This window comes from Paractinoplanes ferrugineus (assembly GCF_016862195.1).
GTDB lineage: Bacteria > Actinomycetota > Actinomycetes > Mycobacteriales > Micromonosporaceae > Actinoplanes > Actinoplanes ferrugineus.
Genome location: NZ_BOMM01000063.1, coordinates 20,445 through 46,582, shown reverse-complemented (window position 1 = coordinate 46,582; position 26,138 = coordinate 20,445). Strand labels below are relative to the sequence as shown.

The window sequence follows — 26,138 nt, the reverse complement described above, 5'->3', positions numbered from 1 at the left end:
ACCCGGCGGCGCCGGCGAAGCTCGGGTGCAGCAGGGAGCGGTGAAGCGCTTCTCACGACGCCCGCAGCGAGTCGCGGACCTGACGCGCGCGGTCCCCCACCCCGCGGATCTTGGAGTCGAACACCGGCTGGTCGGCCCGGCCGGTGCGGAACAGCGCGTCGGCGGCGTCGGTGGGCGCCAACCGGACTGCCGGTATCGAAGCTGTCAGGTGCGTAGGAAAGTTACGTACGTCTATGTCTTGGCAACCGATTTGCACCTGAAGGAACCACCTTTGCGCCGGGTTTTCCTCAAGCGACCGGCTGATATCCCGATCACCCGTACGGCCGTCCATCTCGGGACGACCACCACCGGACCGGAGACACAGCTGATGGCTGCGACCCAAGCGCGGGGAAGAACCCCGGTCACTCCCGCGATCTGGTCGCGGCTGTGCATCGGGGTGGGCGTCGCCTTCGTCCTGTTCGCCGTGCTGCTCAGCACCGGCGCCGCCGGGCCGTGGGCGACTCAGAAGGTGGCCGGTTACGGCCTCTGCTACGCCGCGTTCTCGGCCGCGATCGCGTCCATGGAGTGCGCCCGGTGGTATCGCGGCCGGTCCCGCGGCGGCTGGCTGCTGATCGGGCTGGGGGCGTTCAGCTGGGGTGCCGGCCAGGTCGTCGACATCTACCGGACGGCGCCGGGCTTCTCCTCGCCGGCCACCCTCGGCTACCTCGGCATGATCGTGTTCACCTCGACCGGCCTGCTCGTCCTGCCCAGCGCCCAGCAGGCCCTGGCCAACCGGATCCGCAGCGTGCTCGACGGCCTGATGGTGGCGATCTCGCTGGTCCTGATCGCGTGGATCTTCCTGATCTCGCCGCTGCTGGCCTCCGCCGGCCGCACGCCACTCGAGCTCTACACCGGTCTCAGCTACCCGCTCGGCGACGTCGTGATCATCACGATCGTGCTGTACATGCTCGCGCAGCAGCGCCGGCACGGCCGGGCCTTCGGCTCCCTGTTGCTGATCGCCGGCGGGATGGCCGCGTTCGCCGTCGCCGACGTCTGCTACGCCTACTTCCACCTCGTCGGGACGTACCGGCCCGGGCAGATCAGCGACATCGGCTGGTTCGCCGGCTTCGGGCTGATCCTGCTGGCCGCGATGAAACCGCTGCCGCCCGCTCGGCCCGCTGGGGAGGTGGCTGAGAGCAACCAGCCAGTCGGCATCCTGCTGCCCTACGTCGCGGTGCTCGCGGCCCTGCTCACCACGATCGTCTGGTATGCGAAGACCGGCCACAGCAACCTCTTCATCGCGTACGCCCGATCGCTGCTGATCCTGCTGATCATCGGCCGTCAGCTGTTGACGCTGCGGGAGAACCGCAACCTGACGAAAAACCTCGAAGGGCGGGTCGCCGACCGGACCGCCGAGCTGTTCGCCAGCGAGCAGCGCTTCCACGCGCTCGTGCAGCACAGCTCCGACGTCGTCACCGTGGTCAGCCCCGAGGCCGACGTGCTCTACCAGAGCGAGTCGGTGCAGCGCGTCTTCGGCTACCCGGCCCGGTCGTTCAGCGGTCGCCGGCTGACCAAACTGCTCGACCCGGAGTCGAGCATGCGGCTCGCCCAGGCGCTGCGCCAGGTGGCCGGCCGGCCGTACGCGACGACCGTGCTGGAGCTGCCGGTACGGCACCGCGACGGCCGCAGCCGGCACGCCGAGGTGACGATCACCAACCTGCTCTCCGACCCGAGCGTGGCCGGACTGGTGCTCAACACCCGTGACATCAGCGAGCGCAAGGACCTGCAGGACCAGCTCGTCCACGAGGCGTACCACGACGCGCTCACCCAGCTCGCCAACCGGGCGCTGTTCCGGGAGCGGGTGTCCGAGGCGCTGCGCACCCGCGGTCCCGCCGACGACGTGACCGTGCTCTTCCTCGACCTCGACGGCTTCAAGGAGGTCAACGACAGCCTCGGGCACCTGGCCGGCGACCAGCTCCTGGTGCAGGTGGCCGACCGGCTGCGGGCCTCGGTGCGCGAGGACGACGTGGTGGCCCGGTTCGGCGGGGACGAGTTCGCCGTACTCGTGCGGGCGCTGCTGACCGCCGACGACGCCGAACAGGTGGCCCGGCGCATCGTCGAGGTGCTCGAGCAGCCGTTCGGCAGCGACACCCGGGACATCCACGTGCAGGCCAGCATCGGCCTCGCCGCGGCCAGCGCGCTCGGCGAGAGCGAGGGCGACGGCGCCGAGCAGCTCATGCGCAACGCCGACCTGGCCATGTACAAGGCCAAGTCGGCCGGCGGGGGCTGCTACGCCGCCTACCACCCGGACATGCTCGCCGGCCTGGTCGAGCGGCTCGAGCTGGAGGCCGACCTGCGCGTCGCCCTCGAACGTGGCCAGCTGCAACTGCACTACCAGCCGACGGTCGACCTGGTCACCAGTGAGGTGATCGGCTTCGAGGCGCTGGCCCGCTGGCAGCACCCGCAGCGCGGCCTGATCCCGCCGGCCGAGTTCATCCCGATCGCCGAGGCCACCGGGCTGATCGTGCCGCTGGGCCGCTGGGTCCTCGAGGAGGCGTGCCGGCAGGCCGTCGAATGGTCCGCGCAGTCGGACGGGCGATCGGTCAAGATGGCGGTCAACGTGTCGGTGCGTCAGTTCGACCGGGCCGAACTCGCCGACGTCGTCGCCCGGATCCTGGCCGAGACCGGCATGCCGGCCGCCCAGCTGTGCCTCGAGATGACCGAGAGCGTGCTGATGACCGACACCGACGACAACCTGGAGCAGCTGCTGCGGCTCAAGGCCCTCGGCGTCACGCTGGCCATCGACGACTTCGGCACCGGCTACTCGTCGCTTGCCTACCTGCGCCGCTTCCCGGTCGACACCCTCAAGATCGACAGGTCGTTCGTGGAGCGGCTCGGCGCCCTCACCGACGACACCGCCCTCGCCGACACCATCGTGCAGCTCGGCAAGAGCCTCGGCATGGCGACCGTGGCCGAGGGCATCGAGGAGTTCGGTCAGCTCGCCGCGCTCCGCGAGATGGGCTGCCACTTCGCCCAGGGCTACTACTTCTCCCGCCCGGTTCCCGCGTCGGAGGCCGGGGCGTTGTTCCTGGGTTCCGCACCCGCCGTCGCGCCCACCGCCACCCCGCCCGTTTCAGTCGAAGGAGTCGCATGATCTCCAGCGCCGTCGCGTCCGTGCTGTCCGCGGACATGTTGCGGGTGATCGACGTCCCGACCCCCTACCTGGTCACCGACCTCGACACGGTCGCCGACCGCTATGCGGCCTTCACCACGGCCCTGCCCGGTGTCCGCGCCCACTACGCGATGAAGTGCAACTCCTCCCCCGAGATCCTGCGGACCCTGGCCGACGCCGGCGCCGGCTTCGAGATCTCCTCCATCGCCGAGCTGCGCATGCTCCAGGCGCAGGGCGTCGACCCGGCCGGCGTGCTCTACAGCCACCCGGTCAAGGCGCCCGGCATGATCGCGGCGGCGGCCGGGGCCGGGCTGTTCCGGTTCGCCTTCGACTCCCCCGGCGAACTCGCCAAGATCGCCGAGAACGCCCCTGGCGCGGCCTGCTACGTGCGGCTGCGCGTCGACGACAGCACGAGCGTCTTCCCGGCGGGCAACAAATTCGGCACAGACCTCGACGAGGCGTACGACCTGATGCTGCTCGCCCGGCGGATGGGTCTGCGACCGTACGGCGTCACCTTCCACGTCGGCTCGCAGTGCCAGAGCACCGGGGCGTGGCGGTCGGCGATCCGGCAGGCCGGGGCACTGCTGGAGCGGCTCCTCGACGAGGGCATCGAGCTGACGATGCTCGACCTCGGCGGCGGTTTCCCGGCCCGGTACGGGGCCGGTGAGCCGTCCATCGAACAGCTCGGCGAGGTCGTCGAGCAGGAGATCGCGCTGCTGCCGTACCGGCCCGCGCTGCTGACCGCCGAACCGGGGCGCTTCCTCGTCGCCGAGGCGTCGGTGCTGGCTGCCAAGGTCATCGGGCGTGAGCTGCGTGGCACCGAGCACTGGCTCTACGTCGAGGTGGGGGCCTATCACGGGCTGATGGAGCCGATGCAGTCACCGGGCGGCTGGGACTACCCGATGTCCTCGTCGGTGGCGGAGCACGCGGAGCAGCCCACCCTGCCGTTCACGATCGCCGGGCCGAGCGGCCATGCCACCGACGTCGTCGGCTACGCCATCCCGCTGCCGGCCGGCCTCACCGTCGGCGACGTGCTCTACTTCGGGTCGGCCGGGGCCTACACCCTGGCGTACGCCTCCAACTTCAACGGCTTCGCCCCGCCGACGCCCGTTTTCGTCGGCGGGGTGCGGTAATCTGCCCGGCATGAGAACCCCTTGCGGCATCGTGCCCATCTCCGGTGTCGTGCGTCGCCTGCCGGGCTGATCACCCTCTAGGAAGCAGCGCCGCACCTCGGGCACCGGGCGCCCTCTCGGCCCTCGGGATGCTTCCGCATGTCTGCGTACCGTCTTTATCTGCTCATCTGCGGCCTCGGCTCGTTCGCCGCCCGCACCGCGTTCACGCTCAACCTCATCTATCAGGCGAGCATCGGGCTCTCGCCGCTCCAACTCGTGCTCGTCGGCACGCTCATGGAGACCGTCTGCTTCATCGCCCAGGTGCCCACCGGCGTCATCGCCGATCTGCGCAGCCGCCGCCTCTCGGTGCTCCTCGGCTACCTCCTGATGGGCGCCGGGCTGCTGGTCTGGGGTCTGCTGCCCTCGTTCGGCGCGATCCTTCTCGCCAACGTCATCTGGTCGATCGGCGCGGTCTGCGTCGACGGCGCCGAGGAGGCGTGGGCGGCCGACGAGATCGAGCCCGCGCTGGTCACCAAGGCGTTCCTGCGCGGCGGCCAACTCGGGCAGGCCGGTTCGCTGCTCGGCATCGCCGCGGCCACCGGACTGGCCCTGTTCGGCCTGGCGGTGCCGATCGTCGCGGGTGGGGTGCTCACGCTTGCTCTCGGCGTACTCCTCGTGGTCTTCATGAAAGAGCAACGCTGGTCGCCGGCCGAGACCCGCGGCTCGTGGCGGTCGATGGGCCGGCAGATCGCCGACGGCGTCGGCGCCGTCCGGCGCAGCACGCTGCTCGCCGGGATCGTCGCCGGCACCCTGTTCGCGGGCATGAGCAGCGAGGGCTTCGACCGGTTGAGCCAGCCGCTGCTGCTGCCGTTCACCTCCTTCGACGAGACGCTCGTCTTCGGCGGGCTGGCGATGGCGGCGGCGCTCGGCTCGATCGCGCTGACCGGCCTGATCGGACGGTACGTGGACACCACGCACCCGCGCCGGGTCGGTGAGCTCATGACCGTCCTGCAGGTCGTCACCGCGGCCGGCATGATCACCTTCGGGCTGGTCGGGCAGTGGTGGGCGGCGTTCGGTCTCTACCTGGTGGTGCGGCTGCTGCGCGACACCGCCGCCCCGATCATGACGATCTGGATGGTGTCCGCCACCTCGGCCGAGTCACGGGCCACCGTCTTCTCGATCCAGGCGCAGGCCGACGCGCTCGGGCAGGTCGTGGGCGGGCCGCCGGCCGGCGTGGTCGGTTCACGCGTGTCGATCGGAGCCGGGATCTCCGTGGCCGGAATCTTCCTGCTGCCGGCCGCCGTCCTGTTCTCGCTGGCCGCTCGCCGTTCTCCGTTATCGGCCGAGCGTTCCTCCGTCTCCCGTTAGAACGGTTCCGGAACCGGGAGCGACCTGGGAAGCGCTTCCCGAGCCCCCTACCAGGCATTGACAGGGGTTCGGGGGGCGGTTCACAGTGTGTTTCAAAAGAGCGCTTTCACGTGACATCCCCGACGTGAATCCGTAATCCCCGACCCAGGAGTCAACCCCATGACATCCCCGATCCTGGCCCGCAACCGACCTCTCGCCCTGGCGCTGGCCCTTCTCGGGCTGCTCGCCACCTATTTCGTGGTCACCATGACCCGGGCCGACGCCGCCGAGGTGGTCGTGTCGCAGGGCAAGCCGGCCACCGCGTCATCGTCCGAGGTGGCCGGCGCCTACCTGGCGGCGGAGGCCAACGACGGCAACAACGGCACCCGCTGGGCCAGTGCCTGGTCCGCCGCGCAGTGGTGGCAGGTGGACCTCGGCACGGCCACGGCGGTCTCCCGGATCGCCGTCAACTGGGAATCGGCGTACGCGAAAGCCTTCTCGATCCAGTTCTCCTCGGACGGCTCCACGTTCACCCAGGCCTACGCCACCACCACCGGTACGGGCGGGCAGCAGAGCATCCCGGTGAGCGGCACCGCGCGCTTTGTGCGGATCAACCTGACCGCTCGCGCCCTGGACACCTACGGCTACTCGTTCTGGGAGTTCCAGGTCTACGCCGGCGGGACGACCACGCCGACCACGCCGCCGCCGACCACCGCGCCGACCACCACCCCGCCGGCCTCCGGCACCGCCCGGCTGCTCTCCTACAACAAGCCGGCGGCCGCCTCCACCTGGCAGAACGACGTCAACTGCAACCCGTGCAGCCCGGACAAGGCGTTCGACAACGACCCGGCCAGCCGCTGGGCCACCAGCTCGACGAACGGCTGGGTCGACCCCGGCTGGATCTCGGTCGACCTCGGGACCACCGCCCAGATCAGCCAGGTGATCCTGCAATGGGACCCGGCGTACGCGAAGGCGTACCAGATCCAGGTTTCCGGCGACAACGCGAACTGGACCACGATCTACAGCACCACCACCGGTGACGGGCTCAAGGACGTCATCAACGCCACCGGCACCGGCCGCTACGTCCGGATGTACGGCACCGCTCGCAGCAGCGCCTACGGCTACTCGCTGTGGGAGTTCAGCGTCTACGGCACCGGCGGCGCGCCACAGAACCCGCCCGCCAAGCCGGCCGACCCGTCCTTCCCGGCGTCCCGTCTCGTGTTCTCCGACGAGTTCAACGGCGCGTCCGGCAGCCGGGTCGACACCTCGAAGTGGACGCTCGACCCGGGCACCGGCCAGAACGGCGAGCAGCAGTACTACACCAACGGTGACAACGCGGCCATGGACGGCCAGGGCCACCTGGTGATGACCGCCCGCAAGGAGACCGTCGGCGGACGTGACTACACGTCGCACCGGATGAACACCGGTGGCAAGTTCACCTTCCAGTACGGCCGGGTCGAGGCCCGGGTCAAGGTGCCCAAGGGTCAGGGCTTCTGGCCGGCGTTCTGGATGATGGGCGCCGACTTCCTGACCGGCCGCCCGTGGCCGTACAACGGCGAGATCGACATCATGGAGGTCCTCGGCAAGGACACCACCACGGCGTACTCGACGCTGCACGCGCCGATGTACAACGGCGGCGGCGGTTACGGCCAGTCGTACAAGGCGGCCGACCTGTCCACCGACTTCCACACCTGGGCCGCCGAGTGGGACTCCAAGGGCATCAAGTTCTTCCTCGACAACAACCAGGTCTTCTACGCCAGCAAGGAGACGGTGGAGAACACCCGGGGGGCATGGGTCTTCGACCACCCGTTCTACCTCATCCTGAACCTGGCGGTCGGCGGTGACTGGCCCGGCAACGTCGACGCGACCACGCCGTTCCCGTCCCAGATGCTCGTCGATTACGTACGGGTCTACCAGTGAGCACCGGCGCCGCCGCCGCTTTTCCGGGCGGCGGCGCCACCACCCGGCCGTCCGGCGGGGGGCCCTCACTCAGCGTGCCTGCTATAACAGACCGCATGAATTCCCGGCCGGCTCGCGGTGGCCAGCACCCGACGATGGACCAGGTGGCCGAGGCCGCCGGCGTCTCCCGGGCCACGGTCTCCCGAGTGATCAACGGCGCCCCGAGCGTGGACGCCAAGATCCGCGAGATGGTCCAGCGCGCGATCGCCGACACCGGCTACGTCCCCAACGTCGCCGCGCGCAGCCTGGTCACCCGCCGCTCCAACTCGGTGGCCCTGGTGATCAGCGAGCCCGACCGCCCGGACAACAACAGCTTCCTCAACCGGATCTTCACCGATCCGTACTTCGGCCGGATCACCGCCGGCGCGACCAGCGCCCTGCGCCCGCACGACATCCACCTCGTGGTGATCCCGACCGACTCCACCGACCATCACCAGGTGGTCCGCTACCTGCGCCAGGGCCACGTCGACGGCGTCCTGCTGATCAGCAGCCACGAGCAGGACACGCTCCCCCGCCAGGTGCACGACCTCGGCATCCCGGCGGTGGTCGCGGCCCGGCCGACGGCACCGATCGCGGTCAGCTATGTCGACGTCGACCAGCGCCTCGGCGCCCAGTTGGCCGCCGAACACCTGCTCGACCGGGGCTGTCGGACCCTCGCCACGATCAGCGGCCCGCTCGACATCCCGTCCGGCCTGGACCGCCTGAACGGTTACCGCGACTATCTCACCCGCCGCGGCTTCTCCTCGGTTCCGTCGATCGAGGGCGACTTCACCCGGGCCGGCGGCGAGTCGGCCGCCCGCGAACTGCTGGCCGCCCACCCGGCCATCGACGGACTTTTCGTGGCCAACGACCTGATGGCCGAGGGCGCCCTGCGCACCCTGCAGGACCTGGGCCGCCGCGTCCCCGACGACATCGCGGTGGTCGGCTTCGACGACAGCAGCGCCGCCCTCGACTGCCGGCCTCTGCTGACCACCGTCCGCCAGCCGGTCGAGGAGATGGCCGCCGAGATGGCCGAGGTCCTGATGGCCCATATCGCCAGCCCCGGCCGCCTGCCCCGCTCGGTGACCTTCCAGCCCTCCCTGGTGATCAGGGAGTCCGCCTGAGCCGCCCCTGGCGACGGCCGAGATCGATCACGATCTTGCCCGGCACGTGCCGGCCGGCCTGCAGCTCGACCGCGGTGCGGATCTGCTCGACCGGAAAGCCCGCCGCGATCGGCACCCGGAGCCGGCCCGCGGCGATCAGGCCGGCGATCTCCGCCAGGGCACCGGCGGGGGCGTTGGCACCGTTGGCCGCCGGCACTCCGTCGAGTTGAGCGGCGATGGTGCAGATCCGCTCAGCCGGGACGCCGAGTTCGCGGGCCGCGGATGCGGTCTCCGTCCCATGCAGGTCGATCGCGGCATCGACCCGGCCGGCCGCGACGGCCCGCACCCGGTCCGCCAGGCCGGTGCCGTAGGTGACCGGCTCGGCCCCGAGACCGCGCAGGAAATCGGCCGACGTCGCCGATCCGGTGCCGATCACCCGCGCCCCGGCGAGCCGGGCCAACTGCACCGTGAACACGCCGACCCCGCCCCCGGCCCCGCCGATGAGCACGGTGTCACCCGGGCCGGGGTCGACCACGGCGAGGGCGGCGGCCGCGGTGCGACCCGCTATCGCAAGGGTGGCGGCGGTGCGGTCGTCGACCTCGTCCGGGGTGTGATGGGCCTCGTTCGCCGCCGTGTCCCCGGCCGCCTTCACCACCACGAAGTCGGCGACCGCGCGGGACAGGGCGCCGCCGAACACCCGGTCTCCCGGGGCGAACCCGGTCACCCCGGCACCGACCTGGTCCACCATTCCCGCGTAGTCGGTCCCGAACCCGGCCGGCAGGTTCAGCCCGAACCGGGTCGCGGTGGCCGCGTCGGCGACCATGATCCAGTCCATCGGGTTGAGCCCGGCCGCGCTGACCCGCACCCGGAGTTCCCCCGGTCCGGCCTGCGACGCGGCCACCTCTCGAAGGCGCAGCACCTCGGGGCCGCCGAAGGACTCCAGCCTGACCACCCTGCTCGTCTCGGACATCTCCCGCTCCATTCCGCCGCACCTCACTCCGGCAAGCCGAAACGGACTATGCTCCGTTTGCTCGACCGAAGCTAGCACAACCGGAGCGTGATCCGTTTTGATGGAGCCGGAGACCCGTACGCCGAGGGCCGACGCGACCCGCAACCGCGACCAGCTGCTCGCCGTGGCCACCCGCGTGTTCATGGCCGCCGACACCGAGCCGTCGATGCGCGCGATCGCCCGCGAGGCCGGTGTCGGCATCGCCACCCTCTACCGGCACTTCCCGACCCGCGAATCCCTGGTCGACGCGGTCTATCGCGACCAGGTCGTAAGGCTCACGGCAGGCGCCCGTGACCTGCTCGCCGAACTCCCCCCGGCCGCCGCGATGCGACGCTGGATGGACCTTTTCGGGGACTGGATCGCCACCAAGAACGGCATGCTCGACACCCTGCTGTCGATGGTCCAGGCAGGCGAGATCGCCCACGCGCAGACCCGGACCGAACTGCTGACCGCCATCACCACGATCCTCGACGCCGGCGGCGGCGCGGGTGACCTGCGCCCCGACGTGACCGCCGAAGACGTCGCCGCCGCCCTGGTCGGCATCTTCACCGTGGCACCCCGGCCGACCCGCGAAGCCGGCGCCGCCCGCCTGCTGAACCTGCTGATGGACGGCCTCCGACCACCGCGCTGACCCGGCAAGCGGAGCGCGCGGAGCGGTGGCGGCTAGTCGGGGAGGAGCGGCACCGACGGGTTGAGGTAACGGCCCAGCGTGGCGGCCCGGGTCAGTGCGGTCGAGCCGAACCGGTCGCGGACCGCGTCCATGGCGACGTCGAGGCGGTCGTCCGACACGTCGTCGAACAGCGACGGCTGACTGGTGCCGTCGGCGTCGAGGTTGCTCATGGCCAGGCCGACCAGGGTCAGGCCGCGGGTCTCGATAAGCGGGCGGGCCTCGGTGAGCAGGGCGCGGGCGGTGTCGAGCACGGTCCGGGTCTGCATGGTGGCCTTGAGCAGGCTGCGGGAGCGGGTGGCCCGGCTGAAGTCGTCGAAGCGCAGGCGCAAGGTGACGGTGCGGCCGGGTCGGTTGGCGGCGCGCATGCGGCGGGTCACCCGGTCGACGAGGGCGGCCAGGGTGGCGTCGATCTCGGTGAAGGGGCGGGGGCGGCGGCCCAGGGCGCACTGCGAACCGATGGAGCCGCGGCGGTGCCCGACCCGGACACGTCGCGGGTCACGGTTCTGGGAGAGCGCGTGCAGGTGGCGGCCGCCGTGCGGGCCGAGCATGGTGGCCAGGGCCGCCTCGCCGACGCGGGCCACGTCGCCGACCGTGTTGATGCGGTGTTCGCGCAGTTTGGCCGAGGTGACCGGGCCGACGCCCCAGAGGCGCTCGACCGGCAACGGGTGCAGGAAGTCGAGTTCGGTGCCGGGGAGCACTTCGAGCAGACCGTCCGGCTTGCCGACCCCGCTGGCGACCTTGGCGAGGAACTTGGTGCCGGCGATGCCGACCGTGATCGGCAGGCCGACCCTGTCGCGCACGTCGGCGCGGAGCCGGGCGGCGATGTCCCGCGGCGAGCCCCGGATCTTGCGGAGGCCGGTGACGTCGAGGAAGGCCTCGTCGATGGAGAGTCCTTCGACGAGCGGGGTGGTGTCGCGGAAGATCTCGAACACGGCTTTGCTGGCGGTCGAGTAGGCGGCCATGCGGGGCGGCACCACGACGGCACGGGGGCAGAGCGCGCGGGCCTGGCCGAGCCCCATCGGGGTGCGGACGCCGCACGCCTTGGCCTCGTAGCTGGCGGCCAGGACCACGCCCATGCCGACGAGCACGGGGCGCCCGCGCAGCGCCGGGTCGTCGCGCTGTTCGACCGACGCGTAGAACGCGTCAAGATCCGCGTGCAGGATCGCCACGCAGAGCATATTAGAACACGTGTTCGATCGGTAGCAAGGCTCTGAGCTGCGAAGACATCCATCAATGCAGGCGCTGGGTATTGACCGATGGACATCGACGGGCGTTATGTGGGGTCGTTCATCCGTTTCACTGGAGGCAACGTGAATAGATCCACGCGGTCGGGGCTGGCGTTGGTTGTCGCATTAGGCACCGCCGCCGCCTCGATCCTCGGAGCCGGTCCGGCCACCGCCGCGGCCCGTCCCGGACGGCACCTCCTCAACGGCAGCCAGCCGCGCTGGCTGGCTCGGGCGAAGGCGACCGGGGGCGCGCCCGCCGCCGCCGAGTCCATCCCCTTCGGCATCCTTCTCAAGCTGCGTGACGGTGCGTCGGCCGAGGCCACCCTCGCCAAGCTGTCCGACCCGTCGAGCGCCAGCTACGGCCAGTGGCTCACGACGGCGCAGTTCAAGTCCCGCTTCGCGCCGGCTCAGACCGATGTGGACGCGGTTCGCACCTGGCTCCAGGGGCAGGGTTTCGCACTGCGAAACACCGTCGGCGGCATGTACGTCGAGGCGTCCGGCTCCACCGCACAGATCAACAAAGTCTTCGGTACGACCGTGAAGGACTACTCGTACCTGGGCAAGACCGTGCACGCGAACAGCACCGAACTGTCGCTGCCGGACAACACCCCGACCTCGGTCGTCGGGGCCGTCTCCGGCGTCCTCGGCATCGACCAGGGCCAGGCGCTCAAGACCCCCGGTGACACCCTGCCCGGCCCGGACACCGGTTTCCGGCCCGGCCGGCCCTGCTCGTCCTACTACGGCCAGAAGACCGCGACCGGGCAGCCCGCTTCGAACGGCAAGAAGCAGCCCTACGTGGTGTGTGGTTACCAGCCGAAGCAGTACCAGTCGGCGTACGGCGTGAGCGACCTGATCAAGCGGGGCGTCGACGGCCGTGGCATCACCGTGGCGGTCACCGACGCGTTCGCCTCGCCGACGATCGTGCAGGACCTCAAGACGTACAACAAGAAGCATGGCCTGCCGGCCTTCGGCCGTCAGCAGTTCTCCCAGATCACGCCGGCCCCGGACGGGTACGACCTGATCGACGAGTGCGGCGGCGCCGGATGGTACGGCGAGCAGACCCTGGACATCGAGGCCGTGCACTCGATGGCCCCGGGCGCGAACATCGTCTACGTGGGTGGCGCCGACTGCTCGACGGGCCTCGACGAGGCGTGGGCGGCCACGATCGACAACCACGTGGCCGACATCGTCACCAACTCGTGGGGCAACGGCACCGACAAGGTGGCCGACCTCGGCGCCGACTACATCGCGTTCTACCAGCAGTTCTCGCTGGAGGCCGCGCTGACCGGCATCACCGTCGACTTCTCCAGCGGTGACAACGGCGACGAGACCAAGGGCGGCACCCAGCCCGCCCTCAAGACCGTCGACTTCCCGGCCGACCTGCCCTACGTGACCGGGGTCGGCGGCACCAGCGTCGGCATCGACAAGAACGGCAAGCGGGTCTGGGAGCACGGCTGGCAGTCGGCCTACTCCCCGCTGTCCACCGACGGCAAGAGCTGGGGCGACGCGGCGTACTCGTCGGGTGGCGGAGGCGGCACGAGCATCCTGTTCGAGCAGCCGTTCTACCAGCGCGGCATCGTGCCGGACTCGATCTCGAAGTACTTCGGGGCGACCCGGATGCGTACCGTCCCGGACATCGCGATGCCGGGCGACCCGAACACCGGTTTCGTGGTCGGCCAGACCCAGACGTTCACCGACGGCACGTACTACGACGAGTACCGCATCGGCGGCACCAGCCTGGCCTCGCCGCTGCTGGCGGGCTTGCAGGCGGTGCAGGGTCAGAAGCTGCACCACCCGGTGGGCTTCGCCAACCCGGCCTACTACCGCCGGGCCGGCACCGCCGCGATCACCGACATCGTCGCGCCGAAGCGGCCGGTCCAGCAGGTCCGGGTCAACTTCGTCAACACCGAGGACAAGTCGGGTGGCCTGCAGTACCTGCTGCAGACGGTCGACGTGCAGACGACGACCATCCACAGCACGCGCGGTTACGACGCCGAGACCGGTGTGGGTGTGCCGGGTCCGGCCTTCTTCAAGTAGGGCTTTCCCCGGGGTGGTGTGTCGCGCCACCCCGGGGAATTCCGGCGTCGGACTCCAGGTTTCTCCGACTTGAGCGCAACCGGCTCACCTCGAGAGGAACCATCCATGCTGCCCCGTAGCGCGACTGTCCGTGACCTCAACCAGCTCACGGCCCGCGTCTTCGATTCCACCGGTAACGGCGCGCGCCTCGACGCGTACCGGATCGACGAAACCTTCCACATCGACATCGACCTGCCCGGCGTCGACCCGGCGGGCATCGACATCACGGTGGACCGCAAGATCTTGACCGTGCGCGCCGAGCGCAAGCAGCTCGAGGGCGACGACGTGCACTGGGATGTCGCCGAGCGCCCGACCGGCCCGGCCAGCCGCCAGGTCTTCCTGTCCGACACGCTGGACACCGACCGCCTCGACGCCCGCTACGAGAACGGCGTGCTCACGCTGAGCATCCCGGTCAAGCCGAAGGCCGAGCCGCGCGTCGAGGTCAGTGCTGGAACAGCAGCCAATTGATGTTGAGGAACTCGCCCCCGTCGTCCCGGGCGAACGTCAGATAGACGGTGTGCGTACCGGTGACGGGGGTGAGGGTCACCTCGTCGGTACGCCAACTCTGCCAGCCACCGGTCTTGGTGACACGCATCGTGCCGATCGGCGGGGCGGTCGCGTTGTCGAGGCGTACGTCCATCCGCCCGTTGTCCGCGTCGGTGGCCACCCGCACCAGCAGCTTGGTCGCCGCGACCGGACCGAATTCGATGTTGTCGAAGCGCATCGAGTCGCCGGCGGCGATCCAGCCGACGTTCTTGCCGCCGCCCTGGTCCTCGGTGTCCTGCGAGTCGATGCCGGACAGGGCGCTCGCGTTCTCGGCCTGGAGCGTCCGATAGACGGTCGGGGCCGGTGGTGCCGACGTGGCCGGCGCCACCGACGGAGCAGCGGCGGACGTCTGCGGCGGCGCGGGCACGGCGATGGCCGGCGCCGGCGTGTCCTGCCAGCGGCCGATCAGATAGCCGAGCAGCACGAGGCCCACCGCACCCAGCGCGAGGAGAACGCGCTGGCGGGTGCGGTAGGCCCGGGTGCGATAGACCGACGGGGGCGGCGGGGGCGGAACTGCCACTAGACCACTTCGGCGACGATCGATTCGACCGGCGGCTCGGCGAAGTGGCAGGCCACGGTGGTCGTGCCGGTCGGCTTGACCTCCAGCGCCGGGTCCTGGGTGGCACAGATGTCCTGCGCCTTCCAGCACCGGGTGCGGAAGCGGCAGCCGGACGGCGGGTCGACCGGGCTGGGCACGTCGCCGACGAGCCGGATGCGGGTCTTCGGCGGCACGCCGCGAACCACCGCGATGTCCGGCACAGCGGAGAGCAGTGCCTGGGTGTACGGGTGCTGCGGCTGCTCGTAGAGGTCGTTGCGCGGCCCCTCCTCGACCATCCGCCCGAGGTACATGACCGCGACCCGGTCGCAGAAGTGCCGGACCACGCCGAGGTCGTGGGCGATGAAGACGAACGCGATGCCCAGTTCCTTGCGGAGGTTCTCCAGCAGGTTCATCACCTGGGCCTGGATCGACACGTCGAGCGCCGAGACCGGCTCGTCGGCCACGATGATCTTCGGCCGGGCGGCCAGGGCCCGGGCGATGCCGATGCGCTGCCGCTGACCGCCGGAGAACTCGTGCGGGTAGCGGTTGTAGTGCTCCGGGTTGAGGCCGACGACCTCGAGGAGCTCCTGCACCCGCTTCAGCTCGCCGCCCTTGGCCACCATGCCGTGGGTCCGCAGCGCGGTGCCGACGATGGTGCCGACGGTGTGCCGCGGGTTCAGCGACGAATAGGGGTCCTGGAAGATCAGCTGGATCTCGCGGCGGTAGGGGCGGAGCTGCCGCTCGGACATGTGCGCGATGTCCACGCCCTGATATTTGATCTTGCCGGCGGTCGGCTCGAGCAACCGGGTGATCAGCCGGGCGGTGGTCGACTTGCCACAGCCGGACTCGCCGACCAGGCCGACCGTCTCGCCGGGTTGCACGGTCAGGCTGACGCCGTCGACGGCCTGCACCCACTTGGTGCCGCGGGCCAGGAGGCCGTCGCCCTTCGTGCGGAAGTGCATCTTGACGTCTTCGAGCTCGAGCAGCGGGGCACCCGGGACGCTCTTGACGCCCGACGTGGCGGGGTTGGTAGCAGCGGTCATCGTGACGATCCTCTTACGGCAGCCGGGGCAGGACTTCGGTCTCGAACACCCGATCGGGTTCCTTCAGGTGGCACCGCGAGGAGCGGCCCTGGTCAGCGGTCCGGGGGATCAGTTCAGGCTTGAGGGTGCGGCACAGGTCGCCGGCCACCCGGTCCTTGAACTCGCAACGCGGGTGGAAGGCGCAGCCGCTCGGCATGGCGAGCAGGCTGGGCGGCGAGCCGGGGATCGGGTGCAGCGGACCGGGCGTGCCGGACACCGCCGGGATGCTCTCCAGCAGGCCCCACGTGTACGGCATCAGGGGCGTACCGAGGATCTTGTCGACCGGGCCGTGCTCGACCGCGTTCCCGCCGTACATCACCAGGATGTCGTCGGCGATCTCGGCCACCACGCCCAGGTCGTGCGTGATGAACACGACCGCCGAACCGAAGTCGCGCTGCAGGTCGGCGATCAGGTCGAGGATCTGCGCCTGCACGGTCACGTCGAGGGCCGTGGTCGGCTCGTCGGCGATCAGCAGCTTCGGGTCGTTGACCAGCGCCATCGCGATCATGGCGCGCTGGCGCATGCCACCGGAGAACTCGTGCGGGTACTGATCCACCCGGCGCGCCGGGTTGGGGATGCCGACCCGGCCGAGCATGTCGATCGCGCGTGCCTTGGCCACCCGCTTCGAGACGTTGTGGTGCGCCCGGTACGACTCCATGATCTGGTCGCCGATGGTGAAGAACGGGTGCAGCGACGACTGCGGGTCCTGGAAGATCATCGCGGCGTCCGCACCGCGGTAGTCCATCAGGTCCTTCTCCGACATGCCGACGACCTCTTTGCCGCCGACCTTGATCGACCCGGAGATCCAGGTCGACTTGCGGTCGTGCAGGCCGAGGATGGCCATGCTGGAGACGCTCTTGCCGGAGCCGGACTCGCCGACGATCGCGAGCGTGCGCCGCAGCGGCAGGGCGTAGCTCAGGCCCTGGACCGCGTTCACCTTGCCGTCCGCCGTGGGGAACTGGACGTGCAGGTCGGTGACCTCGAGGTAGGCCTCTTCGCCCTCGGCGCGGGTCCGTGGCGTACGGGCGACGGTCTGGGGGGACCGGACAGTCTGATCGGTCATGTTGCCGCCTTGGGGAATGTTCGGGTCGGTGCTCATCCCAGCCGCACCCGGGGGTCGAGGACCGTGTAGAAGATGTCAACCGCCAGGTTCATCAGTACCAGGACCGTCGCGCCGACGACCACACCGCCCATCAGGACCGGCAGGTCGTACTGGTTGAACGCGTTGAGCAGGCGCATGCCCAGCCCGGGGAGCTGGAAGATGCGCTCCGTGAAGATGGTGTTGACCAGCTGATAGGCGACGTCGACACCGAAGATCGTGATGACCGGGGTCATCGCGGCCCGCAGGCCGTGCCGGTAGACCACGCGCCGTTCGGAAATGCCCTTCGACCGGGCCGTCCGGGTGAAGTCCTGGCCCAGCGCCTCGATCATGGAGGCGCGGGAATACCGGGTGTACGAGGCGGAGTTCGTCAGGCCCAGACAGAGCCAGGCCGAGAGCAGACCGCCGGCCCACGCGATCGGGTTGTCGAAGAACGGTACGTACTGCGACTTGGGCAGGAACGTGGCGTACAGGGCGATGATCAGAGCGACGACGAAGTACGGCACCGAGCCGATCACCAGCGAGGTGCCGACCGCTGCCTTGTCGAGAGTCGTTCCTCGAACACGTGCCGCGAGTGTTCCGATCAACACCCCGAACAGCAGGTAGATGGTGGCGCCGCCGACGACGATCGACAGGGTGACCGGGACCGCGTTCGCGAGCAGCTGGGTCACCGGGACACCGAGCACGTACGAGTAGCCCAGGCAGGGCGCGGCGCAGTGCCGGGTCACGCCGCCGGTGCTGTAGTCGCGGCCGACCGCGATGCCCTTGAAGTAGAGCAGGATCTGCTCGCTCGCGGGCTGGTCCAGGTCCAGGCTGCGGGTGATGTCGGCCAGCCGGTCGGGCGTGCACTTCGGGCCGCAGATGACACCGGCCGGGTCGGTCGGAGCGACGAAGAACAGCAGGAAGCTGGTCACCACCGTGACTATCACGACCGAGATCGCGCTGACCACGCGTCGCAGGATGTAAAACAGCACGGCGGCACCTCGTGTGGATTGAGATCGGGGCAGGTGAGGAGAAGAAACGCGCTGCGGAGAGTGAGCGGTGGCCCGGCCGCCGGAGCGGCCGGGCCACCGGCCGAGAACTGACTAGGTCAGCTCTTCAGGTACAGGTCCGGGAAGAACGGCATGCCCACGGTCGCGTCGCCGACGGCGCCACCGATGTTGGTGCCGGACACGACGGCCATCTTGGTGTAGTACCACGGCAGGGCGACGTACTGGCCCATGATCTCCTGGTCGAGGCCGGCCCACTTGCCGGTCGCCTGGTCGGTCGGCAGGTTCGCGACGTCCTCGATCTTCTTGTCCAGGGTCTTGTCCTGGAGGAAGCCCCAGGCGGTACCCTCGGCGATCGCCTTCGACTCGAACATGACGGGCAGCCACGACGAACCGGTCGGCCAGTCCGAGCACCAACCGCGCGGGCCCTGAGCCAGGTTCACCGGAGCGTCGTAGTCGGAGATCTTGGCACGCTGGTCGGCGGTGGTGACACCGATCGCCTTGACCTTGAAGCCGGCCTTGGTGAGGGCGTCGGCGCGGATGTTGGAGATCTGCTGCGAGATCGGCTTGGTGTTGTCGTAGTACCAGCTGAGCTCGAAGCCGAGCTTGCCCGCGTCGGTCAGCAGCTTCTTGGCGCCGGCCGCGTCACCGGCACCCGTGCCGGTCAGGTCCGGGAACGGGGTGTACTTGGTGTGGCCCGGAACGCCCGGAGGCAGGAAGGTGCTGGCCGGCTCGGCGGTGTAGTCGTTGTTGCCGTTCGCCTTGGACAGCGCGTCGTACGGGTACGCCTTGGCGATCGCCTTACGGACGTTGATGTCCGGGATCTTCCGCGTGTCGATGTTGAGCACGTAGAGGCAGGGGCTCTCGCCCTTGATCAGCTGCTTGGCCTTGTCGCCGGTCAGCTGCGGGACCAGGGAGGCGTCGACCTCGTCGTAGGCGAGCGAGTTGGCGTCGTCACCGGCCGAGTTGAGCACCTTCTGCTGCAGCGAGACGAGCTCGCCGCCCCACTTGAAGCTCCACGCGTCGGCGTACTGGTGGCGGACCGGGTCGGTCTTGGCGTCCCAGTACGGGTTCTTCTTCAGCGTCAGCGAGGTGCCGGCGACGTACTGGTCGAACATGTACGGACCGGTCGAGATCGGGTGGTTCTTGTAGTCCTGCTTGGTGTCCTTCGCCTTGGGGATCGGCGTGAACATCGCGAAGGTCATGTAGAACGGCAGGTCGGCGAACGGCTTCGCGAGGTGGATGATCAGGGTGTCGGTGCCCTGGGTCTCCACACCGGCGTAGGTGTCACCGTCGGCGTACGGGCCCTTGTACTTGTCGCCGTCCTTGAAGTAGGACAGCTGGTACGCCGGGCCGTTCGGGTACACGTCGTGGGCGAAGGACCGCTTGATCGCGTACGCCAGGTCGTCGACCTTGACGTCGGTGCCGTCCTCGTACTTGAACGTGCTCGTCATCTTGAAGGTCCAGGTCAGCTTGTCCGCCGAGACCGTACCGAGGTCGGTCAGGTCGGGGACGAGCACCGGCTGGCCGTCACGGATGTCGTACTGCGTGGGCGTACGGAACGTCAGCTTCTCGATCTCGTTCGAGTCGGTGTAGTACGTATCGGTCGGGTCGAGGGTCGACGGCGTGGTCTGGGCGACGATCGAGATCGTGCCGCCCTTCTTCGCGTCCTTCGCCTCCTCGGCCGGGCCCTTGGCGTTCGGGTCGGTCGCGGCCTGCTGGGCCGAGATCTTGCCGGTGTCCGCCTTACCGGTGTCGCTCTTCGATGACGGGCTGCCACAGCCCGACAAACCGATCGCCACGGCGGCTGTCGCCGCCACGGCCACCTTGAAGCGCCTTGCCATATCTCCTCTTCCTAAACAATGCGTCGACGGGGTCACCGTCGGGTGCGGGGATCAAAAGCGTCTCGGATCGAGTCACCGAGGAGGCTCAGCGCCAGCACCAGGATGCTGATCGCCAGGACGGGCAGCCACAGGTAGAGCGGGTCGGCCCGGTAGTACGTCGTGGCGTTGCTGATCGTTAGCCCCCACGACGGGGTCGGCTCGACCAGTCCGACGCCGAGGAAGGTCAGACCCGCCTCCGCGACGATGTAGCTGGGAAGAGCCAGCGAGGTGGAGATGATGATCGGCGCCACCAGGTTCGGCAGCAGTTCCTTGAACAGGACGTTGCGCGTGGGCACACCCAGCACCTTGGCGGCCGCGATGAACTCGCGCTCACGGAGCGACAGAACCTCGCCGCGGATCAGCCGGGCCAGGCTGGCCCAGCCGAAGAAGGAGAGAACCAGGATCAGCGAGAAGAACCGGGCCCGGGTGACCTCTGAGGTGTCGGCCGTCGTGGCGTCCTCGACGAACAGCGTGAGGATCACCGCCGGCACCGCGATCGCGAACAGCAGGTAGGGCAGGCTCAGGACGAAGTCGATGACCCAGGAGATGACGCGGTCGATCCAGCCGCCCATGAAGCCGGCGAGCAGGCCCATGACCACGCCGACGAACGCGGTGATCACGGTGACCGTGACGGCCACGATCAGTGACGGCCGGGCGCCGTAGACGAAGCGGGCGAACAGGTCGCGCCCGAGCCGGGGCTCGATGCCGAACCAGTGCTCACTGGTGGCGGAGATGGTCGGGAACCCGTAATCGTCGAGCAGGTCCTGGTGCAGTGTTGTGGTGTCCTGGCCCTCGAGCTTCGCGAGAAGCGGGGCGAACACCGCGATGAGCACGAAGAAGGCGAAGATCCCGAGGCAGAGCATCGCGACCCGGTCCTTGCGCAACCGCGCAAGGGCGATCTGGGTCGGCGACCGGTGCTGGGTCTTGACCTTCTTGGCCTCGCCTGTGGGCGCGGTCATCGCGTCGAGCGATGCGCCCTTGTTCTCCAGCGCGGCCTCTTCGATCAGCGGTTCCACGACCAATCACCTCCATCGAACGACACACCCTCACATGCGCCGTGCGCGAGAGGTATTCGGATGCTGCGGTTGGGAAGGTAGCCCGGAAATCGTCCGTAGGAAATGAGTTGACGCATCGAATGAATAACAGCCAGCTGAAAGCCCCTGGTCATCCATATCACCGAGGGCATGCTCTCCGCGGTGCATGAACTACCATCCGCCGGGCAAAAACGCCCTTTCCGGCGATTATTCGAGTCCTATTTGTCCGTTATCACAACTCAAAGGGCAATCGTACTGTTGCGCAAAGTTATCAAACTCGCGACCGTGGGCTGAACGCCAGCTGTTTCAGTCCGGTTTCACCTAGATGTCGATCTTGGCGAGGCGGACCGGGGCGCCCTTCGGTTGTGAGCGCTCTCACAAGGAAGATCTACGGCGGAACGGTCGGGAGGGGGCGGGATCGTCGGTCCGAGGGGGCCGACGGGCACGGTTCTCCGGTGATCTTCGCTGCCGGGCGCGCCCGTTCGATAGGACCCGCCGCCGGACACCCGGCCATTCCGATTACGAATCGGGTGCCATTCCCGGCCATTCCGAGGACTTAGACCGACGTCTTCCCTACGTTACGAAGCCGGTCGGAGCCGGATCGGTGATGATCTCTGCGGTCCGCTCCGGCACCCACCCGGGCCGGCTCCGCACCCCGCCGGTCCACGGGTCCCGTTCAGCTCGGGTCAGCGGGCTCGCGGTACTCGGCCGACAGCCGCTCCCCCAGCTCGGCCAGCCGGCTGTCCGGCGCCGCCGCCTGGATGGCGCCGACGAACGCCAGGTAGGCCGCCCGCAACCGGACCCGGCCGCCGTCAAGCGTGGTGGCCAGCAGGCCGTACGCGGCGACCGCCACCGGACGGAAATCGGCCGGGGTCTCGGCCGGCACCCCGGGCAGCAGGTCGAGCGGGCCCGGCTCGGCGTTGTCGGCCACCGCCGGGGACGGGTCGGCCATCTCGGCCCGCAGCCGCAGGTTGGCGCTGAGCAGGCCGGGACGCAGACCCTCGAACGACAGCGCCGGTTGATATTCCCGGGCGATCAGGCCGGCCCCGCGCGCGTTCAGCTCGGCCGGGTCGAGGTCGGCCCGCACGCCGTCCGCCGGCAGACCGAAATAGTCGGCCAGCCGGGCCCGGATCGACGGGATGCGTGTCGAGCCGCCGGAGAGGATGACCTGGTCCACGCCGGTCCGGCGGATGCCGTGGTCCAGCTCGGCCGCGGCCAGCGCGGCGGTCAGGTAGCCCAGCGACTTGGTCACGTCGGCCTCGATCATCGCCTCGAACGCCCGGCGGGACAGCGGCACCCTCGCGCTGACCGTCGCGGTCAGCAGCGGCAACTCCAGGACGGTGGTCTCGGCCGTGGACAGCTCCCGCTTCCGGCGCTCGGCCTCCCGCCGGATCCGCCGGCGGACGTGCTCGTCGCGGCTCAGGTCGACGTGGTGGCGCTCGCGGATCTGGCGTAACGCGTACCCCACGATGTGCTCGTCGAAGTCGTCGCCGCCGAGCCGGGGGTCGCCGGCGGCGCCGAACACCGCCACCCGCTCGCGCCCGATCCGCACGATGGCCGTGTCGAAGGTGCCGCCGCCGAGGTCGTAGATCGCGTAGGTGCGCTCGCGGTCGCCGGTGCCGAGCGCCACCGCGGCCGCCACCGGGTCGTCGAGCAGCCGCCGGACGTTGAGCTGGGCGAGGCCCGCCGCTTCCCGGATCGCCCGGCGCTGCGTCTCGCCGGCCGAGCCGGAGACGGTGATCACCGCGTCGTGCACCAGGCCGCCGAGATACGCCTCGGCCTGCCGTTTCAGCTCGATCAGCAGGAACGCGCAGATCTCCGGCGGGCGGTATTGCCGGCCGCGCAGCCGGAGCCGCTCGGTGCTGCCGAGCTCACGTTTGATCCCGTCGATCTGCGGCCGGGCGTCGCCGCCCGCGAGTCGCCCGACGACGATCTGGCCGGCCTGGTTCTGCCCGACCACGGCCGGGAGCGTGGACATGCCGTCGACCGGGATGACGATCAGCTCGGCGCCGTCCCAGACGGACATCGTGCACGAGGTGGTGCCGAGATCGATCCCGATCACCGGATGGTAGGCACCGGCCGAGTCTCGGTGCCCGACCAGATCACTGCGCTCGGTCAAGGCCGCCCCCTATGACCCGCTCACTGTCAGTCAACGTACCGAGCCGCCCACTGGCCACCATCGATCCGTCGGCAATCCGACCGACGCTGGACAGCCGCTCAGGACGCGCGGACCTCGGCGTCGTGCCGCGCGCGCTCGGCCCAGCCGATGCGCTGCTCGCTCAGGCCGGCCGCACGCGCCTGGTGGACCGCCTCGTGCAGCAGCCGCATCGCCTCGGCCCGGTTGCCGCCGGCCAGTTCGGCCTCGCCCAGCGCGAGGGTGCCGGTGGCGATCCGGCGCGGATCGCCGTAGCGCTCCCGCAGGACCTGGGACAGGCGCAGATGCCGCAGGCCCCGCTCGGGGTCGCCGGCCACGTAGACGTGGAAGAAGCCGACGTGCCGGTGCACCTCCGAGCGCACCATCTCGTCGGCGTAGCGCTCGGCCAGCTCGAGGGCCTCGGCGTAGAACGGCATCGCGGTGGCCCAGTCGCCCCGCAACACCTGGTGCACCAGGCCCAGCCCGAACAGCGACTCGGCCGCGCCGGCCGGGTCGTCGGCCTCCCGCTGGATCGCCAGGGCCTGCTGGAACAGTCGCTCCTCGGCGGCCCAGTCGGCCCGGCTCAGGTCCTCGCCGATCGCGGCGAAGTGCGCCAGCATGCCGAGGCCGGTGAGCGCCGCCGCCTCGGTGACCCGGTCCCGGCTGTGCTGGGCCCGCTCGCGAGCGGCCGTCAGCAGTTGCCGCGCCGGGAAATAGTCACCGGTGCGGAACGCCGCCTCCAGCATCGCCTCGTTGCCCGCGGCGAGTAGTGCCCCGGCGGTCGGCTCGCTCCCCATGGGCATTGACGATACTGAAAGTCACCACGGCATGGTGGTCCCGTCCCAGGAGAAGAAACCACCGGTGGGACCGTCGTCGGCGAGCAGCGCCAGCCGCACCGCGCCCGCCGCCGCCTCGGCCGGATCGCCGTCCGCGGACTTCGCCCGCTCGTTCAGGTCGGTGCGGCGCAGGCCCGGAGCCAGCGCGTTGATCCGGAAGGACGGCAGGGCCTGGGCGTAGAACAGGGTGAGCGCGTTCAGGGCGGTCTTCGACGAGCGGTAGGCGGCGCCGGAGCCGCCCGGGAACACGCCGGCCGCGCTCTGGGTGAGCGAGCCGGTGCCGGACGAGATGTTGACGATCCGCGGGTGGGCCGAGCGGCGCAGCGCCGGCAGGAACGCGTTGGTGACCGCGAGGACGCCGAAGACGTTGGTCGCATAGGTACGCCGGAAGTCGTCGACCGTCGCCGCCACCGGATCCTCGCCACCCACCATCACCCCCGCGTTGTTGACGAGGATGTCCAGCTCACCGACCCGCGCCGCGGCGGCCTCGACGCTGTCCGGGTCGGTCACGTCAAGCTGCAGGAACCGGACCTCGCCGGCGATCCCGGCGGCGGCGGGGCGGCCTCGATCGGCGTCCCGGGCGGTCGCGTACACCAGCAGCCCCGCCTCCGCCAGAAGCCGCGCGATTTCCCTGCCGATTCCCTTGTTGGCGCCGGTGACGAGCGCCGTGGAAGTGTTGGTCATGCCTCGACGATCGCCCGGCGGCGGAATCGCTGCCAGGGACAACCGATACCAGGCACGAGCGGGACCAGGGCACGAGCGGGACCAGGGCACAAGCGAGACCAGGGAGGCCGGCGGTGGCGAGAGCGGAGCTGGCTCGGTTCCTGCGGAACCGGCGCGAACGGCTGCGTCCGGCGGACGCCGGACCACGACGCACGCCCGGACTTCGGCGCGAGGAGGTGGCCGCGCTCGCGCACATGTCGGTCGACTATTACGTACGGCTGGAGCAGGCGCGCGGGCCGCACCCGTCCCCGCGGATCCTCGACGGCATCAGCCACGCGCTCGGCCTCGACCCCGCCGAGCGCCGGCACCTGTTCCACCTGGCCGGCGCCACCCCGACGGCCCCGGCCGGCCCGTCCACCCGGGTCCGCCCGCACGTCGCCGCGCTGCTCGACCGGATACCCGGCACCGCCGCCGTGGTCACCGCCGCCAACTACGACGTGCTCGCCTGGAACCCGCTGGCCGGCCTCCTGCTCGGCTATCCCGTCGCTGCCGCCCGGACTTCGGCGCGGCCCAACCTGGCCCGGCGGCGCTTTCTCGGTTCCGGCGAGCCACCCGCCGAGAGCTCGGCGACCGAGGAGTTCGGCGTGCTCGCGGTGGCCCGGCTGCGCGCCGCCGCCGACCGCTACCCGCGCGATCCCGGGCTCGGCGGGCTGCTGGCCGAACTACGCGCGGGCAGCCCCGAGTTCGTGGCGCTGTGGGACACCGATCCGGTGCGTTCCCCCGGCCACCGCCGCAAGACCATCTCGCACGCCGAGCTCGGCGACCTGGAGGTCAACTGCGACGTACTCACCGTGCCCGACGACGATCAGCAGGTCGTCTTCATCACCGCCGACCCCGGGAGCCTGTCCGAGCGCACCCTGCGACGGGCTACCCTGCTGAATCGTGCGGAAGATCTACGTGATCGGGATCGGTGCGGGTAACCCCGACCACCTGACCCTGCAGGCGGCCAAGGCGATCGGGCGGACCGACGTCTTCTTCGTGCTCGACAAGGGCGAGGCCAAGGAGAGCATGATCGAGCTGCGGCGGCGCCTGATGAAGGCGTACGGGCGGCCGTCCCGCCGCATCGCCGAGGGCGTCGACCCGGCCCGCGACCGCACGCCCGCCGATTACCAGGGCACCATCGCCGACTGGCGGCACCGTCGTTCCGAAGTCACCGAGGCCTTGATCAGCGAGCATCTCCTCGACGGCGAGACCGGCTCGTTCCTGGTGTGGGGCGACCCGTCCCTCTACGACTCGACGATCGCGATCCTCGACGAGATCCTGGCCCGCGGCCAGACCCTCTTCGAGTACGCGGTGATCCCCGGCGTCAGCAGCGTCTCGGCACTGGCCGCCAAGCACCGGGTGCCGCTCAACCGGGTCGGCCGCCCGTTCCAGGTGACCACCGGCCGCCGCCTCGCCGACGAGGGCTTCCCGGACGGCGTGGACGACGTGGTGGTCATGCTCGACGCCCAGCAGGCGTTCACCGCCCACCCCGACGCCGACATCTACTGGGGCGCCTACCTCGGCACCGAGGACGAGATCCTGCGCTCCGGTCGCGTGTCGGAGGTCGCCGACGACATCCTGGCCACCCGCGCCGAGGCCCGCGCCCGGCACGGCTGGATCATGGACACCTACCTGCTGCGCCGCCCCGAGCGCTAGGCCC

General features: G+C 70.1%; 22 protein-coding genes. 10 read left to right on the top strand and 12 right to left on the bottom strand.

Annotation, left to right across the window (positions count from 1 at the left end):
• Positions 1 to 52: 52 nt before the first annotated feature.
• The gene (locus tag Afe05nite_RS44705) at positions 53 to 181 is read right to left on the bottom strand and encodes a hypothetical protein (RefSeq protein ID WP_275407533.1); all 129 of its coding nucleotides are present in this window, start codon (positions 179 to 181) and stop codon (positions 53 to 55) included.
• A 186-nt stretch (positions 182 to 367) separates the two neighbouring features.
• On the opposite strand from Afe05nite_RS44705, the gene Afe05nite_RS34590 reads away from it, so the two are divergent.
• The 5 genes from Afe05nite_RS34590 to Afe05nite_RS34570 all read left to right on the top strand — a co-directional run bounded on the left by Afe05nite_RS34590 (position 368) and on the right by Afe05nite_RS34570 (position 8,672).
• On the top strand, positions 368 to 3,133 hold the full coding sequence (locus tag Afe05nite_RS34590; RefSeq protein ID WP_203821502.1) for a putative bifunctional diguanylate cyclase/phosphodiesterase: 2,766 nt from the start codon (positions 368 to 370) through the stop codon (positions 3,131 to 3,133).
• Entirely contained in the window at positions 3,130 to 4,284 is a 1,155-nt protein-coding gene (locus Afe05nite_RS34585) for a type III PLP-dependent enzyme (protein WP_203821501.1), read from the top strand. The genes Afe05nite_RS34590 and Afe05nite_RS34585 overlap by 4 nt, the downstream gene beginning before the upstream one ends.
• A 138-nt stretch (positions 4,285 to 4,422) precedes the next feature.
• Positions 4,423 to 5,631, top strand: a complete 1,209-nt coding sequence (locus tag Afe05nite_RS34580) for an MFS transporter (RefSeq protein ID WP_203821500.1) — start codon at positions 4,423 to 4,425, stop codon at positions 5,629 to 5,631.
• Between the two features lie 159 nt (positions 5,632 to 5,790).
• Complete coding sequence (locus Afe05nite_RS34575; protein ID WP_203821499.1) at positions 5,791 to 7,530, top strand: discoidin domain-containing protein; 1,740 nt, start codon at positions 5,791 to 5,793, stop codon at positions 7,528 to 7,530.
• 95 nt (positions 7,531 to 7,625) lie between these two features.
• Entirely contained in the window at positions 7,626 to 8,672 is a 1,047-nt protein-coding gene (locus Afe05nite_RS34570; protein ID WP_239118415.1) for a LacI family DNA-binding transcriptional regulator, read from the top strand.
• Here Afe05nite_RS34570 and Afe05nite_RS34565 read toward each other — a convergent pair.
• Positions 8,656 to 9,621: an NADP-dependent oxidoreductase gene (locus Afe05nite_RS34565; protein ID WP_203821498.1), complete on the bottom strand. Its 966-nt coding sequence runs from the start codon at positions 9,619 to 9,621 to the stop codon at positions 8,656 to 8,658. The two genes, Afe05nite_RS34570 and Afe05nite_RS34565, sit on opposite strands and share 17 nt — an antisense overlap.
• A gap of 100 nt (positions 9,622 to 9,721) precedes the next feature.
• Between Afe05nite_RS34565 and Afe05nite_RS34560 the strand changes: the two genes are divergently transcribed.
• Positions 9,722 to 10,291, top strand: coding sequence for a TetR/AcrR family transcriptional regulator (locus Afe05nite_RS34560; RefSeq protein WP_203821497.1), 570 nt, complete (start codon positions 9,722 to 9,724; stop codon positions 10,289 to 10,291).
• A 32-nt stretch (positions 10,292 to 10,323) separates the two neighbouring features.
• Here Afe05nite_RS34560 and dinB read toward each other — a convergent pair whose 3' ends face one another.
• Entirely contained in the window at positions 10,324 to 11,508 is a 1,185-nt protein-coding gene (gene dinB / locus Afe05nite_RS34555; RefSeq protein WP_203821496.1) for a DNA polymerase IV, read from the bottom strand.
• 132 nt (positions 11,509 to 11,640) lie between these two features.
• Between dinB and Afe05nite_RS34550 the strand changes: the two genes are divergently transcribed.
• Together Afe05nite_RS34550 and Afe05nite_RS34545 are read left to right on the top strand one after the other, a co-directional pair.
• Positions 11,641 to 13,593 (top strand): S53 family peptidase, encoded by a 1,953-nt coding sequence (locus Afe05nite_RS34550; RefSeq protein WP_239118414.1) that lies wholly within the window; start codon positions 11,641 to 11,643, stop codon positions 13,591 to 13,593.
• A 105-nt stretch (positions 13,594 to 13,698) separates the two neighbouring features.
• Positions 13,699 to 14,100 carry an Hsp20/alpha crystallin family protein gene (locus Afe05nite_RS34545; protein ID WP_203821494.1) on the top strand — a complete coding sequence of 134 codons (402 nt, stop codon included), beginning with the start codon at positions 13,699 to 13,701 and terminating at the stop codon, positions 14,098 to 14,100.
• Here Afe05nite_RS34545 and Afe05nite_RS34540 read toward each other — a convergent pair.
• From Afe05nite_RS34540 to Afe05nite_RS34500, 9 genes are all read right to left on the bottom strand, one after another.
• On the bottom strand, positions 14,075 to 14,698 hold the full coding sequence (locus Afe05nite_RS34540) for a carbohydrate-binding protein (RefSeq protein WP_203821493.1): 624 nt from the start codon (positions 14,696 to 14,698) through the stop codon (positions 14,075 to 14,077). The two genes, Afe05nite_RS34545 and Afe05nite_RS34540, sit on opposite strands and share 26 nt — an antisense overlap.
• Positions 14,698 to 15,759 carry an ABC transporter ATP-binding protein gene (locus Afe05nite_RS34535; RefSeq protein ID WP_203821492.1) on the bottom strand — a complete coding sequence of 354 codons (1,062 nt, stop codon included), beginning with the start codon at positions 15,757 to 15,759 and terminating at the stop codon, positions 14,698 to 14,700. The genes Afe05nite_RS34540 and Afe05nite_RS34535 overlap by 1 nt, the downstream gene beginning before the upstream one ends.
• 13 nt (positions 15,760 to 15,772) lie before the next feature.
• Entirely contained in the window at positions 15,773 to 16,861 is a 1,089-nt protein-coding gene (locus tag Afe05nite_RS34530) for an ABC transporter ATP-binding protein (protein WP_203821491.1), read from the bottom strand.
• Between the two features lie 32 nt (positions 16,862 to 16,893).
• Positions 16,894 to 17,871 (bottom strand): ABC transporter permease, encoded by a 978-nt coding sequence (locus Afe05nite_RS34525; protein ID WP_239118413.1) that lies wholly within the window; start codon positions 17,869 to 17,871, stop codon positions 16,894 to 16,896.
• 116 nt (positions 17,872 to 17,987) lie between these two features.
• Positions 17,988 to 19,730 carry an ABC transporter substrate-binding protein gene (locus Afe05nite_RS34520; protein WP_203821490.1) on the bottom strand — a complete coding sequence of 581 codons (1,743 nt, stop codon included), beginning with the start codon at positions 19,728 to 19,730 and terminating at the stop codon, positions 17,988 to 17,990.
• 32 nt (positions 19,731 to 19,762) lie between these two features.
• Positions 19,763 to 20,785, bottom strand: coding sequence for an ABC transporter permease (locus Afe05nite_RS34515; RefSeq protein WP_203821489.1), 1,023 nt, complete (start codon positions 20,783 to 20,785; stop codon positions 19,763 to 19,765).
• 694 nt (positions 20,786 to 21,479) lie between these two features.
• Positions 21,480 to 22,922 carry an Hsp70 family protein gene (locus Afe05nite_RS34510; protein WP_203821488.1) on the bottom strand — a complete coding sequence of 481 codons (1,443 nt, stop codon included), beginning with the start codon at positions 22,920 to 22,922 and terminating at the stop codon, positions 21,480 to 21,482.
• A 98-nt stretch (positions 22,923 to 23,020) separates the two neighbouring features.
• Complete coding sequence (locus tag Afe05nite_RS34505; protein ID WP_203821487.1) at positions 23,021 to 23,734, bottom strand: tetratricopeptide repeat protein; 714 nt, start codon at positions 23,732 to 23,734, stop codon at positions 23,021 to 23,023.
• 21 nt (positions 23,735 to 23,755) lie between these two features.
• Positions 23,756 to 24,457 (bottom strand): SDR family NAD(P)-dependent oxidoreductase, encoded by a 702-nt coding sequence (locus Afe05nite_RS34500; RefSeq protein ID WP_203821486.1) that lies wholly within the window; start codon positions 24,455 to 24,457, stop codon positions 23,756 to 23,758.
• A gap of 113 nt (positions 24,458 to 24,570) precedes the next feature.
• On the opposite strand from Afe05nite_RS34500, the gene Afe05nite_RS34495 reads away from it, so the two are divergent.
• Together Afe05nite_RS34495 and cobF are read left to right on the top strand one after the other, a co-directional pair.
• Positions 24,571 to 25,416, top strand: coding sequence for a helix-turn-helix transcriptional regulator (locus Afe05nite_RS34495; RefSeq protein WP_203821485.1), 846 nt, complete (start codon positions 24,571 to 24,573; stop codon positions 25,414 to 25,416).
• Positions 25,379 to 26,134, top strand: a complete 756-nt coding sequence (gene cobF, locus Afe05nite_RS34490; RefSeq protein WP_203821484.1) for a precorrin-6A synthase (deacetylating) — start codon at positions 25,379 to 25,381, stop codon at positions 26,132 to 26,134. The genes Afe05nite_RS34495 and cobF overlap by 38 nt, the downstream gene beginning before the upstream one ends.
• The last annotated feature ends 4 nt before the right edge of the window (positions 26,135 to 26,138 follow it).

Bases quoted from the DNA above. Each gene is read 5' to 3' on its own strand.
- Afe05nite_RS34590 (WP_203821502.1), top strand. From the start codon at position 368: ATGGCTGCGACCCAAGCGCGGGGAAGAACCCCGGTCACTCCCGCGATC.
- Afe05nite_RS34585 (WP_203821501.1), top strand. From the start codon at position 3,130: ATGATCTCCAGCGCCGTCGCGTCCGTGCTGTCCGCGGACATGTTGCGG.
- Afe05nite_RS34580 (WP_203821500.1), top strand. From the start codon at position 4,423: ATGTCTGCGTACCGTCTTTATCTGCTCATCTGCGGCCTCGGCTCGTTC.
- Afe05nite_RS34575 (WP_203821499.1), top strand. From the start codon at position 5,791: ATGACATCCCCGATCCTGGCCCGCAACCGACCTCTCGCCCTGGCGCTG.
- Afe05nite_RS34570 (WP_239118415.1), top strand. From the start codon at position 7,626: ATGAATTCCCGGCCGGCTCGCGGTGGCCAGCACCCGACGATGGACCAG.
- Afe05nite_RS34565 (WP_203821498.1), bottom strand. From the start codon at position 9,621: ATGTCCGAGACGAGCAGGGTGGTCAGGCTGGAGTCCTTCGGCGGCCCC.
- Afe05nite_RS34560 (WP_203821497.1), top strand. From the start codon at position 9,722: ATGGAGCCGGAGACCCGTACGCCGAGGGCCGACGCGACCCGCAACCGC.
- dinB (WP_203821496.1), bottom strand. From the start codon at position 11,508: ATGCTCTGCGTGGCGATCCTGCACGCGGATCTTGACGCGTTCTACGCG.
- Afe05nite_RS34545 (WP_203821494.1), top strand. From the start codon at position 13,699: ATGCTGCCCCGTAGCGCGACTGTCCGTGACCTCAACCAGCTCACGGCC.
- Afe05nite_RS34535 (WP_203821492.1), bottom strand. From the start codon at position 15,759: ATGACCGCTGCTACCAACCCCGCCACGTCGGGCGTCAAGAGCGTCCCG.
- Afe05nite_RS34530 (WP_203821491.1), bottom strand. From the start codon at position 16,861: ATGACCGATCAGACTGTCCGGTCCCCCCAGACCGTCGCCCGTACGCCA.
- Afe05nite_RS34520 (WP_203821490.1), bottom strand. From the start codon at position 19,730: ATGGCAAGGCGCTTCAAGGTGGCCGTGGCGGCGACAGCCGCCGTGGCG.
- Afe05nite_RS34505 (WP_203821487.1), bottom strand. From the start codon at position 23,734: ATGGGGAGCGAGCCGACCGCCGGGGCACTACTCGCCGCGGGCAACGAG.
- Afe05nite_RS34500 (WP_203821486.1), bottom strand. From the start codon at position 24,457: ATGACCAACACTTCCACGGCGCTCGTCACCGGCGCCAACAAGGGAATC.